Source organism: Veillonella sp. S13053-19 (assembly GCF_002959835.1).
Lineage (GTDB): Bacteria > Bacillota > Negativicutes > Veillonellales > Veillonellaceae > Veillonella > Veillonella rogosae.
The window spans coordinates 55,247-72,921 of sequence record NZ_PPDA01000014.1 but is presented as its reverse complement, the minus strand read 5'-3'; the positions used below and the strand labels follow the sequence as shown (position 1 = coordinate 72,921).

The window sequence follows — 17,675 nt, the reverse complement described above, 5'->3', positions numbered from 1 at the left end:
AATCGCTATACAAATTGCAATTCTGATAAAGCTATATAGGTTATAAGTACATAAATATAATAAAAGCTAAGGGTTTATTATGAAATCAGGGGGAGTAATTATGAATAAGAAGTTGTTAGTATTAGCTGGGATTATGTCGGTATTGAGCATTAACGTGATGGCAGAAGCAGATATGAGAACTATTGTAGGTAGTCTTAATAATATTACGGTAGACGAAACTGAAAACGAGAATGGCCAAAAGAGTTATACTGTTGGGTTGAAGGAAGATATTCATGGTCTTCGCTCTATTGAGGTGTCGGATGATCCGGCTGGCAGCAATAAATATGTTGAAATTAATGGTAATGAAATCAAAGTATCTCATACTGATGGCGTCAAATATTCTAGCTTAACCTTAGATGGATTGGTTGTTGAAAGCGATACCGATCAGATTAATAGAACAACGTATGGCCCTAATGGTATTGTTATTGAAAAAGCAGATGGGGACAATAATACTGAGACTATCGTTTCTTTAACAGACAACGGCCTCAATAACGGTAACCATAAAATCGTGAATGTGTCCAAGGGCGAGGTTTCCAAGACGTCTACTGACGCTATCAACGGTAGTCAGTTGCACGAAGTGAAAACGCAGGTGGACAATAATACGAATCGCATTTCTACGCTCGAAAATAACACAGCTAACATTGGTGACAAGGTGCTCAACAACGCCAAGTCTTATACGGATCGTCAAGTGTCCAAGGTTGGCGCTGCCTCTGCGGCGTTAGCGGGCCTCCATTATCTCGACTACAATCCAAACGATAAATGGTCCTTTGCCACTAGCTTGGGCCACTATAAACACTCCACGGCTGGCGCCATCGGCGCATCCTATCAGCCAAATGAAAACTCCATGGTTCACGCTGGCGTTACCCTTGGTGGTGAAAGCATGTTTAACATCGGTGCTTCTTTCAAAGTGGGCGAACAAGATCCGACACTCAAAACAAGCCGCTTTGAAATGGCAAAACAAATCAAAGACCTACAAGCTGACAATGCATCACTGCGCGCAGACAACGAAGAGCTACGCGCTGAAGTAAACGAAATTAAAGCAGCGTTACAAAAATTACAGTAATTGTAGTATTTATAATAGTCACATAAGTTATATAATAGCTAAGCTTTACGCTTGGACCATACATAGGCACGTTCTCGAGGATATAGTATACTTATACTAATGAGAGAACGTGCCTATTATTGTTTGAGAGGTGTTGTATGAAACTAAAAAGTATTTTGTTGAGCTTGGCTGTGACAGTTGCTTTCACCATGCCTATTGATGCGGCGCAATATACTGTGCCTGAAGGACAACCACCTGTACCAGGGGCTGATTCTAGCATTCCAGATACTGCATATCAGAACTATCGTTATGGTGAAGCTCTGAATGCTAATGCGAGTACAATTATTTTAGCGCGCAAGCATATATATGAAATGCTAGATAAGCAGGTTAAAGAGAATAAAAGGAGTGCAGAAAATGCGGAACGATGGAAAAAATCACATGATACATATATGGACATATCTTCTCATGAATCTACGGTTATCTTGCTGCACGAAGGTGACCATCGGGCTAAAATGACAGTGCCTATTGTTGTAACCAGAAGTTTTTATAAAGAAGCTCATAAGAAAAATGAGGCATCTTCTTTTGCTGCTGAAAGTAGTGTTGTTGCTGGTCTTGTTAGTTCCAGTGAAAGCTTTGTAGATGATGGAGCTTATAAATCTGCAAAACAAAAGGGTGCTTTTAATTACCCTGGTATTACGAAAGGGTATTGGAGTGTAACAGATACATATTCTAGTGATAATACACCTTTAATGATGGCTGCTGTTACATTTGATAAACAACCAAACCACAATTATGTGGCAGTTCTTGGCCATAAAAATCACCCAATTACCAATCAGCTAGAGCGTGCAATGGCTAATTTTGTAATACCATCACTACAGCCAATAGATGATGTAGATCGTACAAGTGATGCCGTTACATGGGGAAATGTTACATATCGTTTGCCAAAGGGTCTGAAGTTAAAATCAGAAACAAATAATGGTCCTAGTTTACAAGGTCGTGTTTATGTGGGGCCAGGAATGGATTTAGTTGTTACAAGAGGACCTGTAACTAGTAAATCTAACCCGATGCTTACATATCCCAACCGTATTTTGAAGAATTTTATTCATAACCCCTCTACACTATTGTTACAAAATGTACCAATCCAATCTGCGATGATATTGAATAATGGGGTCCCTACATATCTTATAGATCAATATAACCCAGGCAAACAATCACGTATATTCCATTTGATTCAAGATGATGAATATGATTATTTTATGGTGCTCAGTTATAATGATGAAAAAGCTAAATATAATCATATGGAGTTGCGAAATATGATGGAATATTTAGATTTTAAAAATGCTAAAGAGTTAAGAAGCAAAACAGAAATAAAGACAAAGAAATAAGTAAAAGCGATACATAAAAGACCGTACCTTTTGGTACGGTCTTTGCTACATTTATCTATATATTTCTATTATTCGTTCCTTGTTGTATCGTATATTAGTTCTTTCTATAATAGACTTAGGATAGTCAGATGAGGTTGGGCCTCTCTTCGTTTTGAAGGGAGGGATAAGCCTATGAGTGATTATGAAATAATCATGCTCCTTTTACAAGTACTGGCTGTTGTCATTGCTTTTGGAGCACTGGTAGCCCTTATTTGCCTTACAAAAAGCAAATAGCCCTCCGTTACCGCATGGTAGCTAAGTAAACAGAAAGGCCATTTCCTAAGTATTTTGATTTTCGAGATGCGCCCGACGTTTCCACTCGTCTGACTATCTTCTTATATTATAGGGACAAAGTTGTATATCGTCAAATTGTGATAAATGAGTATCATTGTATCAGATTTATGTAGATAATTGATCTTACATATGATGTATAATAAGTATAGTTTATATCATAGTTCATGAGGCTTAAGGAGAGATATATGTTAAAGCGATTTTTTATGATGATGGCGCTGATGGTAGCTTTCACCATAACTAGCCAAGCGATTTCGATACAGGAGCTCAAGTCATCACCGCAGTTTAAGGTAGTTGCTGAGGTAATGCCTGATGTTCCCAATGCTAATGAGCATACTACATGGTATTTAGACACGAGTTCTATTGAGGTGCTAGAGTATGCGCCGCCTATGTATAAGATTAAGGCCACTGTGTACAATGCGTATCAGTCGCCGCGGAAACATGTTATTTTTAGTGATGCCTGGACTGTGTCCTATGATACGCGTCAGTCCTTAGCAAGTCAGGTATACTGTGCGAAACAGGCAGGAACTTCATTGACGATGGTTATTGATGCGGCACAGACGAAAACTGGTATGACAGGCACAGAGGAACCATTGGGGAAATTCTCCTTTGATGGACAGTCGCTACCGATTCAGGTGAAAGCCTCGACTCGTGCTATTGTGCGCACGGCGCCTAATACGACGCGTTATGATATAGCAGATACGTTATTCTATGAAGCGTACCGTATGCATTTTGAAGATGTAGTGGTGAAATGAGGCCCATGATGAAAGTACTATATATAGCAATGGCGTTGGTGCTATCTTGTGTGGTGCCCGCGCAAAGCATGTCCATGCAGGAATTACAAAATACGAGCCACTTTGAAATGCTTCATGGCTTTGGTGAAAGCGGAAACGGTGATGGCACCTATATAGATAAGGATTCCATCAAGGCCTCTAACGGACCGAATGGAAGCAAACAAATCGCTATCACACAGTATGTGCTCATGCCTGCTGGTGACATGATTCAGGAAAAGCAGGTTTTGTACACCTTTGATACAAAGCAGTCCCTTGCTAATTTAATTAAAAATTTGGATGCTCATCAATTAGGATCGTATAAAGAGCTGTGGCTGTTTAAACAAAAGCACTCAGGCGTAACATCTAGTGTTGTTGATTTCAAAGAATATCATATAGATGGGAACCGGTATGATACACAAAGCGAAGCGCGAGACAGACGAATGGCAACTGCCCCTGTAGACTTTGGATTCGCAGGATACCTATTGGCGAACCGTTTATATGAACGTGTGGGTTATAGGACAAAACGTGTTGGTTTTATAGGGGATGGAGCCAGTAAATTACTGCTTCCATCGCCATTTTAAGTTCTTTTGATAAACTTAGAGGGTGGACAAAATGTGTTGGTAAAAAGTCCCAAACCCCTTGATTTTACTGGCTTCAATAAGGTTATATCTTCTTAGAAAATCGTGTTCTAAGTGGAGGGAATAATCATGCTGGTAAGATGTATAAATTGTGGATTTTCTTGTCAAAAATATGGGAAAACTAAAGCTGGATCACAACGATGGCATTGTAAGCAGTGTAACATCACCTTTACACAAACTATTGATAATACTACTAAATGTTTTCATCGATTTCTAAATTGGTTATTTAGTAAAGAAACACAACAGGACATGCCTGGGCAGGGCCGTACATTTCGTAGACAGATAGCTGATTTCTGGCAAATATGGCCTATGCCGCCCAAAATTGAAACCTCGAGAGATGTGGTATTCGTTGATGGTATTTACTTAGCTAAAAAAGCTTGTATTTTGATCTGTTATGATGGTGAATATGTATTAGGGTGGTATTTATGTAGGTCAGAACAGTCTCGCTCATGGCAAGCTCTTATGCAGCGAATAGCGACACCCATTGTGGTCGTTTCTGATGGTGGACCTGGTCTTAGAAAAGCATTAAAAAAAGTTTGGCGTACCGCCAAGCTTCAACGTTGTATTGTTCATGCCGTATGGCAAGTGCATCGCTACACTACTAGACGACCTAAGACGTTAGCAGGCATTATGTTAAAAGATTTAGCAAGCGATTTATATAGTGTAAAAACACAGGAAGATGCACAAATATGGATTCAACGATTATTTAATTGGAGAGTGACTTTTAAAGAGTTTCTAAGTGAAATGACACGTGATAGTAATGATAATTTAAGAGCTACGCATGAACGCTTATTAAAAGCCTATAACTCTCTAGTGGTGTTAATTAATACAGAGACAATGTTTCGATATTTAGATGAAACATTGGTGTTAGATAAAGAATGTCCGAGGACTAATAACCCTATTGAAGGTGGGGTAAACGCACAACTCAGACGTTTATTGCGGTACCATCGAGGGATGTCTGTAGAAAAACGCATAAAAGCGGTCTTTTGGTGGTGTTATTTACACTCACCAAGACCGCTTCCTGCAAAAGAAATACTTAAGGTAATGCCAACTGATGCGAGTATTTCTAAAATATATAGATCTATGAATGAAAGAGCCCAACTTCAAGGCATAATTCCAACTTGGGGGGATGCCATTTCTTGGGGTGATTTGCATAACTATGACAAATTATCTTTCAATGATTGGGATTAAAGTACCAACACGTTTTGTCCTATAACCCGAACGTGTGTATGGCGCGCAATTCGATGATATCGTTGTAAAATAAGAAAACTCCTATTGGCTTAACCGATAGGAGTTTTGTATTTATCTATATATTTCTATTATTCGTTCCTTATTGTATCGTATATTAGTTCGCTATATAATAATTGTAGGATAGTTAGACGAGGTTGGGCCTCTCTTCGTTATCGAAGGGAGGGATAAGCCTATGAGTGATTATGAAATAATCATGCTCCTGTTACAGGTGATAACTGTTGTTATTGCCTTTGGAGCATTAATAGCGCTTATTTGTCTCACAAAAGACAAATAGCCCTTCATTTCCACTAACCTGGAGATTAGTATAAAACGAAAAGGCCATTTCTCAAAATTTTATGTTTTCCGAGATGAGCCTGACGTTACGACTCGTCTGACTATCTTCTTATATTATAGTAAGGTTATGATATATCGTCAAATCATGATGAATACATGTATGGCACACAATTGGATGATGCCGTTGTAAAATAAGAAAAACTCCTATTGGTTTAACCGATAGGAGTTTTCTCTTTAGTGTATTCTTTTAGAATATTCTTTTACATTATTCTTTTAAGTTATCAGGAATTGCCGGTGGAGCCGGTGGTTTACCCATGGATCTTTCAATGAATACCACAGCCACAAAGACGATAAGGCTGACGATGGAACCGAAGATGATGGACATAATGCCATATGGGTTGCCCACGAATTCCCAGTACACGCCTGCGATAGAGCCGAGCACGATGGACCAAATGCCAGCGCCAGCTGTTGCATTTTTCCAAGTGAGGCCAAGTAGGAATGCAGCGAATGGGCCAGCGGATCTCATAGTGAAAGCAAATACGAGCATCGGAATGATGGCTTTACTTACGAGAGAGATAACGATAGCGATGATGCCAAGGAATAGCACGCATAGACGGCTATAACTTGTGAGCTGTGCATCAGTGAGGCTTTTACCAAAATGATGTTCTACAATATCCTTGGTAAATACAGTAGCGGCGCCTAATAGGTCGCCTGCGCCTGATGAAAGCGTAGCCGATACGACAGCGGCCATAACGAAGCCAGCCATAATTGGAGGCATGAGGTTAAGTGCTACCGTTGCCACCGCGTTGTTCGCTTCGATGTTCGGGAACTCAGCCAATGCTACGAGGCCCAATACGGCGGGAACGAAGGCAAATAGAGCCATGATAATACCACAAATGATGGAACCAAGAACGGCTGTTTTTTCGTCCTTCGCGGCGAAGTACCGTTGTACGGACTCTTGGCCGGTGGAGAAGGTCATGAAGTACATGATAATAAGGCCGATGATGGTTTTCCAACCTACCTTAGTGAAGCCGAGCTGTTCAGGTGGTAATTTTGTCACTACCGATTCCCAACCGCCCACATTGTGCAATACGAACGGCACAGCGAGGGAGAAGCCCCCAACGAGAACGAAGAAATGGATAACGTCCGTCATCGTTACGCTCCACATACCGCCGGACATGGTGTAAATTACGAGAACCGCGCCGCAGATGAGGATGGCGAGTTCTGTTGAAAGCCCAGTGAGAACGCTAATAATAGTTGCTGTGGCTGTAATCTGTACGCCTGCTAATGTAATCGTTGCTAGCATGGACAGAATAGACGTAATTAAATGGCTAGAGCCACCGAAGCGACGACCGATGATCTCTGGCACTGTTGTTGCCATAGCACGACGTAAAAGCGGTGCGATAAAAGCAACGAGAATAACCCCAATCCCTGCAGAGACTACGTACCAACCTGCAGATAAACCCCAAGAACCATACGCTTTCGCGGCTACACCAACGGTACTCCCGCCACCGATCTCCGTAGCTGCTAACGTGCCTGCCGTCATAAGAACCCCAATACGACGACCTGCGAGTAGATAGTCAGTACTATCTTTTACACGAATATGACAATACACGCCGACCAATAAATTCAGTAATAAATAGGCACAAACAATGATCCATATAATAGTTAAAGAATCCATATGCCACCTCCTAAACTACAAACTAGTTAGAGACACATACTAAATCACCCTTACCTACTTGTGGTGCGTACGCAAGTATAACTTTATTATCCCTAAAAACTGGGGAAATTACAACGAGGAGTTTCTCGGAGCGTTGGAGAATGTATATATAGTAGGAGCAAAAAATAGCCCGTCAATGACGGGCTTTTTTATGGTATTAGATAGGAGAGAGGCAATGAGTATACTCAAGTACATCAAAATTATATTAGTGCTTTTGTTTAAGGCTTATCTTGTTTATCTATGGATTAACTCTGTAGAGACCTTTACTCAGCTACTCTATTATATTTATGTATTGAAAGTATCTTCATTAGAGCAGTTCGGCCTATTTCTATTCTTTCTCTTTGGTAATATATGTTGTATTCTATGGCTTGTTTTATGGTGTAAGCGATTACCGCCAGCTTTTAACAAACCAAAAATATATTATAAAATTAAAGACTGGATACGATCTAAGAAACAAGAAGCACCTATCTATAAAGTCCTATTTGGCAGTTTACTGCTTTTGCTAAAACTATGTTTTGTAGTCTATATCTTAATCACTGTCTCTACTGTTTTAAGTATTCCATTGATAAATTATTAGTCTATTTTCAAAATTTAAACACACTAAAAACCGTGTTACTATTTGATTAGTAGCTCGGTTTTATTTGCCTTACAAAAAGCAAATAATAGGCACGATTCTACTTGCATAGTATACTTATGCTAATAGGATTATGCCTATTAGATTGCTTAAAAGTTGGTTTAAGATTGGTCAGATTCAGTGGGTAAACTTATATATGTCATTAACACTATACTAGTGCTGTATTTCAAGCTTTTGCTTGTGATTATGTGGGGGATTTCCGTAGGCCTTTTTTCTACGATGTCCTATAATCCTGCATTAGAGCCCTATTCACTAGGGGATTTAAAATTATATATAATTCTCTTATTGGGTAATATATGCTGTATTCCGTGGCTTGTGTTATGGTGTAAACGATTATCTCCAGCCTTTAATAAACCGAAAATATACTATAGGGCTAAAGATTGGATCCACACCAAAAAAAAAGAAGCATTTACTTATAAGGTTATTTTTCTCTGCTTAGGTATTTTAGTAAAAGCATATTTAGTAATTTATCTTGCTATTTTACTTGGCTACTGTATTGCTGTAAGCCTTCCATTTTTATTTGGGATACTGTCTCTTATTGCTTCTCTAGTCATTTAAGAATCTGAAAGCCGAGTTACTCATCGATTTGAGCAACTCGGCTTTTATTAGTTAATTCGTATATTTGTATAATGTAATGCTTATTGTATCGTATATTAGTTCGTTTTATAATAGGCTTAGGATAGTTAGACGAGGTTGGGCCTCTCTTCATTTTTGAAGGGAGGGTTGCTTATGAGTGGTTATAAAATCATTATGATTATCCTTGGGATTTTATCAGTCATGATATCCTTTGAAGCACTTGTGGCGCTTATTTGTCTAGAAATAGCAAGGGTTATAGGACAAAACGTGTTGGTACTTTAATCCCAATCATTGAAAGATAATTTGTCATAGTTATGCAAATCACCCCAAGAAATGGCATCCCCCCAAGTTGGAATTATGCCTTGAAGTTGGGCTCTTTCATTCATAGATCTATATATTTTAGAAATACTCGCATCAGTTGGCATTACCTTAAGTATTTCTTTTGCAGGAAGCGGTCTTGGTGAGTGTAAATAACACCACCAAAAGACCGCTTTTATGCGTTTTTCTACAGACATCCCTCGATGGTACCGCAATAAACGTCTGAGTTGTGCGTTTACCCCACCTTCAATAGGGTTATTAGTCCTCGGACATTCTTTATCTAACACCAATGTTTCATCTAAATATCGAAACATTGTCTCTGTATTAATTAACACCACTAGAGAGTTATAGGCTTTTAATAAGCGTTCATGCGTAGCTCTTAAATTATCATTACTATCACGTGTCATTTCACTTAGAAACTCTTTAAAAGTCACTCTCCAATTAAATAATCGTTGAATCCATATTTGTGCATCTTCCTGTGTTTTTACACTATATAAATCGCTTGCTAAATCTTTTAACATAATGCCTGCTAACGTCTTAGGTCGTCTAGTAGTGTAGCGATGCACTTGCCATACGGCATGAACAATACAACGTTGAAGCTTGGCGGTACGCCAAACTTTTTTTAATGCTTTTCTAAGACCAGGTCCACCATCAGAAACGACCACAATGGGTGTCGCTATTCGCTGCATAAGAGCTTGCCATGAGCGAGACTGTTCTGACCTACATAAATACCACCCTAATACATATTCACCATCATAACAGATCAAAATACAAGCTTTTTTAGCTAAGTAAATACCATCAACGAATACCACATCTCTCGAGGTTTCAATTTTGGGCGGCATAGGCCATATTTGCCAGAAATCAGCTATCTGTCTACGAAATGTACGGCCCTGCCCAGGCATGTCCTGTTGTGTTTCTTTACTAAATAACCAATTTAGAAATCGATGAAAACATTTAGTAGTATTATCAATAGTTTGTGTAAAGGTGATGTTACACTGCTTACAATGCCATCGTTGTGATCCAGCTTTAGTTTTCCCATATTTTTGACAAGAAAATCCACAATTTATACATCTTACCAGCATGATTATTCCCTCCACTTAGAACACGATTTTCTAAGAAGATATAACCTTATTGAAGCCAGTAAAATCAAGGGGTTTGGGACTTTTTACCAACACATTTTGTCCACCCTCTAAGTTTATCAAAAGAACTTAAAATGGCGATGGAAGCAGTAATTTACTGGCTCCATCCCCTATAAAACCAACACGTTTTGTCCTATAACCCAATAGCAAAATAGCCCTTCGTTTCTTCGGAAATTAGATAAAACGAAAAGGCCATTTCTACATGTTTCATTTAGTTTAGAGATGAGCCTGACGCAACTACTCGTCTGACTATCTACTTATATTATAGGGATAAAGATATATATCGTCAAATGGAGATAAACCTTATAAATATCAATCTTATAAATATCAATAGAAGTAAATCCTATATACTAAATTATAAAATTATTAATAATAGGCACAGCCTTGTTTGCATAGTATACTTATGCTAATAAGGTTGTGCTTATTTTATTGAGAGATAAGATTATTTTTTGAGAGAGGTTTTTATGATTCAACGTATTTTGATGCTAGCCCTTGTGTTGCTAGCTTTCACCATGCCCACAGAGGCGATTACATTACAAGAATTACAGACATCGCCACAGTTCAAATTAGTTCATATTCAGGCGATGAATCCTACGATGGAGCGCGGTGGTTTATATATCTATTTGAATACCTATTCTATTGAGGCGACTCATTATGCACCCCCACAGTATTCTTTGCGTGGTACCTATTATGTCGTGATGGATACATCCTACCAATCTACGATTGAAGAGAAACAACTTACTGTGGATTATGATACAAACTATTCTCTAGCTACCTTAATCCATTCGTCTCGTATGATGAATCCTAGCCCGTCTACGTTGGCTCTGATTGAGGCTAGTGAAAGTAAATCTGGCTTGGCTATGACAGAGGTGGATGTGGCAAAGTATGCATTTGATGGGGCGACAAAGCCAATGCATTCTGTAAACGATACGCGTAAGTTCCCACTTAATCGGAATAATACTATTATGTATGATATAGCCGATGCCATGTTTGTGTCTGTTTATCAGCAACATTTTGATGATATTGTGGTGCAGTGAGGTGGATGATGAAACGTATATATTTACTTTCACTATTATTATTAGCCTGCCTCGTATTGCCCATGAAAGGGCAAGCCGTATCACAAGCTGAGTTATTAAATTCGGATCGATATCTACATGTTAACTCTAGCGTTGACTCTGGTCGTGGTGACGGAAAATACTTGGATCTCAGTTCTATTAAAGCTATAGATGCACCCGATGGTCATCGACGTGTAGAAGCGACTATTTATGTGTTAATGCCTGCGGCTAATTTGATTCAAGGTATTCATCTTACGTATGATTACCAATTGAGACAGTCTTTGCGTCATTTAATTAATGCTCATAATCAAGCTCTAAAACAAGGCAATAAGATACCGTATATCTCTATTTGGCGTACAAAACAAGGGAACTCAGGAATCACTGGAACTGTTAATGATGGCGGTACCTATTATAATGATGGACAGATTCGCCAACAACGTGTATATAAAGAAAATCTAAATGCTATGATTCTACCCGCTGATTTTGGTGATGAAAAATATAAATTGCCGAATTTGCTCTATCAAAAAGCATATGGTATAGCTTATGACGATGAGACATAATAAATTATGGATAGTATTAGAATGGTTAAAGCCGTGGATAGACTTAAATGGCAACCTAAACTTGTTTTAGGGCTCTTGTTAAAGCTTATACTTTTGCTTATTTGGGGAGCCTCTATTTGGGGGATTTATACATTACTGTACGATCGATATGTATTAGAAGCATATCCATTAAGAGATTATCTGCCGGTATTGATTTTTTGCTTTGGGAATATTTGGGTTTTACCATGGGTGATTTTATGGTATGAGAAACTATATCCTGTGTTTGATAAACCGAAAATGTATTATAGAGTGAAAGCATGGTTTATTTCTTTAAAAGAACAATCTACCGTGGGTATGTGTATATATAGTTGTATAGATTTTTTAATAAAGTTATGTCTAATCACGTATGGCACTATGGTTGTTTTAGCTGGTTTTATTTTGGCTGGTGCTATATTAGTTCTTCCTCTGCTTATGATTCTTGGATTGATATTTCGTTAGCTCTTGAAAGCTTTTGAAAACACATATTTTATTTCTGATACGCTCTTAACTTATTTACACAATGCAAAAGCCAAGCTATTCATATCTGAAATAACTTGGCTTTTATTAGTTTATTCGTATATTCGCCTTACAAAAAGCAAATAGCCCTCCGTTACCGCATGGTAGCTAAGTAAACAGAAAGGCCATTTCCTAAGTATTTTGATTTTCGAGATGAGCCTGACGTCACTACTCGTCTGACTATCTACTTATATTATAGGGATAAAGATATATATCGTCAAATTAAGATAAACCTTATATATACTAATTAGAGAAAATACCTACACAATCTAAAATATAAATAGATAATAGATAATAGGCACAGTCTTATTTGCATAGTATACTTATGCTATTAAGTTACTTTTACTATGTATATGATTAGATAGAGAATGGCAAATGAGTACATTTAAATACATTTTTAAAATTATACTAGTGCTTTACGTTAAGTATTTGCTCGTTTCTCTATGGATAGGCTCCATAGAGGCGATTATTCATAGCTTACAGAAACCTGACTTAACGCCGTACTTATACCCCTTAGGGAGTTATGACTTAGAAATGATTTTTCTCTTTGGTAATATACTCTTTATTCCTTGGCTTGTTCTATGGTGTAAACGATTACCACTAGCCTTTAATAAACCTAAAGTATATTATAGGGCTAAAGCGTGGATACGATCTAAGAAAGAGCAGGCACTGATTTATAAAGTCATAATTAATAGTCTAGTAGTTTTACTAGCATTATGTCTTTTGATATATATTATTATCGCCATTGGAACGTTGCTTGCGTTAACTCCTTACTTTATATATGCTATATTTCATTACATATTTTATTTCCGATCTCTATTCATTTAAATATCTTACATGTCTGATTCATATGAATAGAATAAACACTTAAATATAAAATGATAAATAATAGGCACGACCTTGTTTGCATAGTATACTTATGCTAATAAGGTTGTGCTTATTTATGTTGTAAATGTGAGAGACGAAAAGAAGAGAGGGTTGTATGTTACGTAAAAGTATAATCATGATGGCATTAGCGGCTGCTTTCACCATGAATGTAAGCGCTGTACAGATCGAAGTTCCAGCTGGACAGCCACCTATGCCAGGTGCTGATGCGAGTATTCCTGCCAATGCATATGAGAATTATCGGGCCGGTAGCTTGAGTAATATAGGAACTAGTGATGTTATAAAGTTAGATTCTAAATCTGAAAAGAATAAGGAAATGTTCATAACCGACTGGGGGCTAACACGAGATGAAGCTAATGAGATAGCAAGTGGTTCTAAAAAGGTGATAGATTTAATCGCTAATGAGTCTGCAGTTGTGTTATTGCATGATGATCGTACTAACATCCGAGCATCTGTTCCTGGACTACTATTAGCAAGTAAATACTATCCAAAACTCAGTGATGGTGAACGTTTATCTATTGTAAGAGAACATTCCGTGTTTTTTGCAATCGGCACGAAACAGAATTATGATGATGCATTAGGCAAACTAAAAACAGAGCGAAAAGGGGAGTTTATATATCCCGGGATCACACATGGTAAATGGGCTATTGAAACCGAGTCTTTCGGCGAAAATAGGCCTGCTATGGTTGCCGTAGTTGGTTTAGATAATCAGCCAAATCAAGAATATATCATAGGGCTTAGCTACAAAAATCAGCCCGTTACTGACAAGCTCGAACGCGTTATGAGTAATTATGTGATTCCATCGATTCACTCTTTAGATGATATGGATCAGTATAGTGAAAGTATCAACTGGGATAATCTCATGTATCGCATTCCTAAAGGGCTTAAACTAACAGCACAAAAGTCATTAAAGGACTCTGGTGAAATAAGGGACTATCGTGGATTGGGGATGCAACTTGTTGTAGCCAAGAAACCTGTTAAAGTAGATGATAAATATATTTACTCTTTTATTAATGAAATTTCGGAGGTAAAACCGGAAAGTCAAATTATAGGTGAGGCACCTATTCAAGCAGCATCTGTTTGGAATAATGGTGTGCCTAGTTTTTTGGTAGATAACTATCAACCAGGTAAAAAATCTTTAATGTATCGATTCTTACGCGATGACAAGAATATATACATTATGAGTTTAGTTTATGCTGATGGGGCTGCGCCATATTCTCATATTCAGCTGCGTAATACCGTAGAATATTCTGACTTTGCAAATATTAAAACATTGAGAAATAAGGTAATCCGCATTAAAAGTCAAGAAAGAATGTAATACGAAAATGTAATAGAGTTGTGTGTATTTAGTTTGTAAATTTTAAGAGGGTTTTATGTTACGTAAAAGTCTAATCATGATGGCATTATCGGCTGCTTTCACCATGAATGTAAGTGCTGTGCAGATCGAAGTGCCAAAATGGCAACCACCCGTTCCAGGTGCGGATGGGAGTATTCCTGCTAATGCTTACGAAAATTATTCCCATATTAATGAAAATGCCCAAAAAGAAGCTGAAGCCTTTAGAGTGGAAGTACAGAGCTTGGAGGAGGAGCCGAAAGCAGATAACTATAAGATTTTTAAGGCAAAACCAGATATTGTTAAGCCTTATAAGCTGGCAGAATTCTCACAATCTACTGTCATCTTACTTCATGAAGGAAAGAATAATATTCGTTTATCTGTACCAAATATTAGCTTGCGGGGAGATACGGTTAAATCTAAATCGAGTGAGGGCCCTTTATTTGTAGTTCGTGGCTTTACAAGCATTTTAATGGTGGGGCCTCCACACGGCAAAGAATTTAGTAAACATATGCATAATGAAGGTGTATATACATATCCAGGGTTAGAGAATGCATCTTGGAAAATTTTTAAAGGTAAGACACATGTGATGTATACGGAGTTTACGCCAAGTAAGACAAAAACGACGTATGGTATTACGTATCTTGGTGGCGGCGATGTGAAGGATCCATACCAAGATAAATTTGCTGAAGTAGTAATGAGTAATTATATTATTCCATCTATTGAGCCTTTATCTGGGCTAGATAATTATAGCCATGTCAAGCATTGGGATAATTTCGGTTATCGTATTCCTAAAAAGGCTAAGCTGGTGAGCGAAGCTATGGAAGATAATAAATATGAGGTTCGTACTTATGAAGATGTAGGAGTTAAAATTCGTGTATTGCGCTTTCGAATAGATCCTAATATTGTTGATAAAAGCTTAGCAAAAAAACAAATTTTTACCTTTTTGAATAAATATGGTGACCTTGAGACTCCTACACAGTATGCAACAGTTTGGAATAATGGTCTTCCAGGATTCTTAATTGATCGATATAAACCTAATGGTGAGTCCTATTTGCGCCATTTTACAAAGGATTCTGAATATTATTATAGTTATCGCATTGATTATGATGAAAGCAAATCTCTATATAAACATAAACAATTGCGCGATATGGTCGAGTATGCTAGCTTTGATAATGCTGAAAGCTTACGAAAAGAAACGCAGTGGCGTATGAGTGATCACCATAAAAAGAAATTAGCTGCGAATTCAATGTTTAATCCGTGGTATATGGAGTGGATTAGAATATTAACTCAATAAGAAATTTAGTGTTAACGTTTTTATAGTATTCTGTTTTAAGCATTCCACTGCTAAACTATTAGTCTGTTTTAAACTTTAAATACACTAAAAAGCCGAGCTACTACTTGATTTGTAGCTCGGCTTTTATTTATTCATTCATATATTTGTATAATATGGTTCTTATTGTATCGTATATTAGTTCGCTATATAATAGACTTAGGATAGTTGGACGAGGTTGGGCCTCTCTTCGTCATCGAAGGGAGGGATAAGCCTATGAGTGATTATGAAATAATCATGCTCTTATTACAGGTAATAACGGTGGTTATTGCCTTTGGAGCATTAATAGCGCTTATTTGTCTCACAAAAGACAAATAGCCCTTCGTTATCTTAGATGATTCGATAACTGAAAGGCCATTTCTCAAGCTTTTTTGTTTCCAGAGATGAGCCTGACGTTACGACTCGTCTGACTATCTACTTATATTATAGAGATAAAGATATATATCGTCAAATTAAGATAAACCTTATATATACTAATTAAAGAAAACTCCTACACAATCTAAAATATAAATAGATAATAGATAATAGATAATAGATAATAGATAATAGGCACAGTCTTGTTTGCATAGTATACTTATACTTATAAGGTTGTGTTTTTTATTTTGTAAATGTTTAGAAAGATGAGAGGATATATGTTACATCGATTTTTAATGACGCTAGGGCTTATGCTAGCTTTCACCATCCCAGCCCAAGCAATCACAATTGAGGAGCTCACGTCTCAGCCGCAGTTTAAGCAGGTATCTCAGTTTGTGTCAGATATTCCTAATGTAGACGAGCGTGGCGCGTCCTATATTGACGTGAATACGGTGAAAGTAATTGGGTTTGAGCCGCCTATTTATACGATTAAGGCGACGGTATATAAAGCGTATCAGTGGAATGAAGAGAAAGTGATTACCGTTAAGGACATGACTTTCACCTATGATAGTAGTAATTCCGTAGCTAGTAAGGTCTATCGGGTGCAACAGCAAGGGACAACGGCGATTAATACTGATCCGAATATGAATGAAGATATGTGGTCTAATCCAGGTATTATGCGCGATGAAGAGGAAATCAGTCGCTTTGATTTTGACGGAACGCCTCGGCCTATCAATCGAGGGTCCTTTCTGCGCAGACCTGTTGTGAAAGATTCTCTAAATAAAGAGTTTTACGATATCGCTGATGCGGTGTATTATGAAGTATATAAAGAACATTTTGATGAGGTTGTTGTTAAGTAAATTCTATGTGCGGAGGTTATTATGAAACCATTTGAAGCGAAGGATTATAAGGCATTTACCATGTTTGAGGAACGTTGGGCTCTTGTTACGGCTGGTACGCTTGATGATTTTAATACGTGTACAGTTAGCTGGGGCAGTATGGGCAACGTATGGGGCCCTAATGGTGGCGATATTTCCACGGTGACCGTGTACATCCATCCAGCTCGTTATACACAAGAATTTATGGCGAAATACGATACCTTTACAGTTAGCTTCTTCCCTGAAAGCCATCGTAAGGCGCTTGGTTATTTAGGTTCTCATTCTGGTCGCAACGAAGATAAGGTAGCTAACTCTGGGCTAACACCAGTAGCGGCAGGAAATGGCGTGACTTTCAAAGAAGCAGATTTAACATTTGTATGTAGAAAACTGTATGAACACCAATTTGATGAAGCTCATTTGGCGGATAGCGTAAAGGAATATTATGCAGCCAATCCATCCGTGTACACCCAAGCTGGTAAAGATCGCTGGGAACCGCACTATATGTACATCGGCGAAGTAGTTGAGGCTATAGAGGGCTAGTGTGTCTTTGTTAATGTTAAATAGAGATAAACCTCATACATCCTAAAATATAAAATTATAAATAATAGGCACAACCGCATTAGCA

15 protein-coding genes are annotated in these 17,675 nt (G+C 37.9%); 13 read left to right on the top strand and 2 right to left on the bottom strand.

Annotated elements, in window-relative coordinates; all coding sequences use genetic code 11:
* The first annotated feature begins 100 nt into the window (after positions 1-100).
* From VEHSUH06_RS08830 to VEHSUH06_RS08810, 5 genes are all read left to right on the top strand, one after another.
* Positions 101-1,102: a YadA-like family protein gene (locus VEHSUH06_RS08830; protein WP_105098585.1), complete on the top strand. Its 1,002-nt coding sequence runs from the start codon at positions 101-103 to the stop codon at positions 1,100-1,102.
* 137 nt (positions 1,103-1,239) lie between these two features.
* Positions 1,240-2,466 (top strand): hypothetical protein, encoded by a 1,227-nt coding sequence (locus VEHSUH06_RS08825; RefSeq protein ID WP_105098584.1) that lies wholly within the window; start codon positions 1,240-1,242, stop codon positions 2,464-2,466.
* A 518-nt stretch (positions 2,467-2,984) separates the two neighbouring features.
* Positions 2,985-3,551, top strand: coding sequence for a hypothetical protein (locus VEHSUH06_RS08820; protein ID WP_105098583.1), 567 nt, complete (start codon positions 2,985-2,987; stop codon positions 3,549-3,551).
* A gap of 5 nt (positions 3,552-3,556) precedes the next feature.
* Entirely contained in the window at positions 3,557-4,150 is a 594-nt protein-coding gene (locus tag VEHSUH06_RS08815) for a hypothetical protein (RefSeq protein WP_233187926.1), read from the top strand.
* Positions 4,151-4,276: 126 nt separating this feature from the next.
* Entirely contained in the window at positions 4,277-5,398 is a 1,122-nt protein-coding gene (locus VEHSUH06_RS08810) for an IS256-like element ISVat2 family transposase (protein ID WP_105097717.1), read from the top strand.
* A gap of 598 nt (positions 5,399-5,996) precedes the next feature.
* Here VEHSUH06_RS08810 and VEHSUH06_RS08805 read toward each other — a convergent pair.
* Positions 5,997-7,412 (bottom strand): sodium:solute symporter, encoded by a 1,416-nt coding sequence (locus tag VEHSUH06_RS08805; protein WP_105098582.1) that lies wholly within the window; start codon positions 7,410-7,412, stop codon positions 5,997-5,999.
* A gap of 1,402 nt (positions 7,413-8,814) precedes the next feature.
* Between VEHSUH06_RS08805 and VEHSUH06_RS10895 the strand changes: the two genes are divergently transcribed.
* Positions 8,815-8,943, top strand: a complete 129-nt coding sequence (locus VEHSUH06_RS10895; protein ID WP_255404232.1) for a hypothetical protein — start codon at positions 8,815-8,817, stop codon at positions 8,941-8,943.
* Here VEHSUH06_RS10895 and VEHSUH06_RS08790 read toward each other — a convergent pair.
* A complete protein-coding gene (locus tag VEHSUH06_RS08790) occupies positions 8,940-10,061 on the bottom strand; it encodes an IS256-like element ISVat2 family transposase (protein WP_105097717.1) in 1,122 nt (373 codons plus the stop codon). The genes VEHSUH06_RS10895 and VEHSUH06_RS08790 overlap by 4 nt on opposite strands.
* A gap of 521 nt (positions 10,062-10,582) precedes the next feature.
* Between VEHSUH06_RS08790 and VEHSUH06_RS08785 the strand changes: the two genes are divergently transcribed.
* The 7 genes from VEHSUH06_RS08785 to VEHSUH06_RS08750 all read left to right on the top strand — a co-directional run bounded on the left by VEHSUH06_RS08785 (position 10,583) and on the right by VEHSUH06_RS08750 (position 17,590).
* Positions 10,583-11,155 carry a hypothetical protein gene (locus VEHSUH06_RS08785; RefSeq protein ID WP_105098580.1) on the top strand — a complete coding sequence of 191 codons (573 nt, stop codon included), beginning with the start codon at positions 10,583-10,585 and terminating at the stop codon, positions 11,153-11,155.
* An 8-nt stretch (positions 11,156-11,163) separates the two neighbouring features.
* Positions 11,164-11,733: a hypothetical protein gene (locus tag VEHSUH06_RS08780; RefSeq protein ID WP_105098579.1), complete on the top strand. Its 570-nt coding sequence runs from the start codon at positions 11,164-11,166 to the stop codon at positions 11,731-11,733.
* Positions 11,734-11,739: 6 nt separating this feature from the next.
* Positions 11,740-12,210, top strand: a complete 471-nt coding sequence (locus tag VEHSUH06_RS08775) for a hypothetical protein (protein ID WP_233187924.1) — start codon at positions 11,740-11,742, stop codon at positions 12,208-12,210.
* A gap of 1,039 nt (positions 12,211-13,249) precedes the next feature.
* Positions 13,250-14,470, top strand: coding sequence for a hypothetical protein (locus VEHSUH06_RS08765; RefSeq protein ID WP_105098578.1), 1,221 nt, complete (start codon positions 13,250-13,252; stop codon positions 14,468-14,470).
* Positions 14,471-14,525: 55 nt separating this feature from the next.
* On the top strand, positions 14,526-15,782 hold the full coding sequence (locus tag VEHSUH06_RS08760; protein WP_105098577.1) for a hypothetical protein: 1,257 nt from the start codon (positions 14,526-14,528) through the stop codon (positions 15,780-15,782).
* 668 nt (positions 15,783-16,450) lie between these two features.
* Positions 16,451-17,032, top strand: a complete 582-nt coding sequence (locus VEHSUH06_RS08755) for a hypothetical protein (protein WP_105098576.1) — start codon at positions 16,451-16,453, stop codon at positions 17,030-17,032.
* Between the two features lie 21 nt (positions 17,033-17,053).
* A complete protein-coding gene (locus VEHSUH06_RS08750) occupies positions 17,054-17,590 on the top strand; it encodes a flavin reductase (RefSeq protein WP_105098575.1) in 537 nt (178 codons plus the stop codon).
* The last annotated feature ends 85 nt before the right edge of the window (positions 17,591-17,675 follow it).

Coding starts and splice junctions, on each gene's coding strand:
- VEHSUH06_RS08825 (WP_105098584.1), top strand. CDS start 1,240: ATGAAACTAAAAAGTATTTTGTTGAGCTTGGCTGTGACAGTTGCTTTC.
- VEHSUH06_RS10895 (WP_255404232.1), top strand. CDS start 8,815: ATGAGTGGTTATAAAATCATTATGATTATCCTTGGGATTTTATCAGTC.
- VEHSUH06_RS08790 (WP_105097717.1), bottom strand. CDS start 10,061: ATGCTGGTAAGATGTATAAATTGTGGATTTTCTTGTCAAAAATATGGG.
- VEHSUH06_RS08750 (WP_105098575.1), top strand. CDS start 17,054: ATGAAACCATTTGAAGCGAAGGATTATAAGGCATTTACCATGTTTGAG.
- VEHSUH06_RS08785 (WP_105098580.1), top strand. CDS start 10,583: ATGATTCAACGTATTTTGATGCTAGCCCTTGTGTTGCTAGCTTTCACC.
- VEHSUH06_RS08810 (WP_105097717.1), top strand. CDS start 4,277: ATGCTGGTAAGATGTATAAATTGTGGATTTTCTTGTCAAAAATATGGG.
- VEHSUH06_RS08805 (WP_105098582.1), bottom strand. CDS start 7,412: ATGGATTCTTTAACTATTATATGGATCATTGTTTGTGCCTATTTATTA.
- VEHSUH06_RS08765 (WP_105098578.1), top strand. CDS start 13,250: ATGTTACGTAAAAGTATAATCATGATGGCATTAGCGGCTGCTTTCACC.
- VEHSUH06_RS08760 (WP_105098577.1), top strand. CDS start 14,526: ATGTTACGTAAAAGTCTAATCATGATGGCATTATCGGCTGCTTTCACC.
- VEHSUH06_RS08820 (WP_105098583.1), top strand. CDS start 2,985: ATGTTAAAGCGATTTTTTATGATGATGGCGCTGATGGTAGCTTTCACC.
- VEHSUH06_RS08815 (WP_233187926.1), top strand. CDS start 3,557: ATGATGAAAGTACTATATATAGCAATGGCGTTGGTGCTATCTTGTGTG.
- VEHSUH06_RS08780 (WP_105098579.1), top strand. CDS start 11,164: ATGAAACGTATATATTTACTTTCACTATTATTATTAGCCTGCCTCGTA.
- VEHSUH06_RS08775 (WP_233187924.1), top strand. CDS start 11,740: ATGGATAGTATTAGAATGGTTAAAGCCGTGGATAGACTTAAATGGCAA.
- VEHSUH06_RS08830 (WP_105098585.1), top strand. CDS start 101: ATGAATAAGAAGTTGTTAGTATTAGCTGGGATTATGTCGGTATTGAGC.
- VEHSUH06_RS08755 (WP_105098576.1), top strand. CDS start 16,451: ATGTTACATCGATTTTTAATGACGCTAGGGCTTATGCTAGCTTTCACC.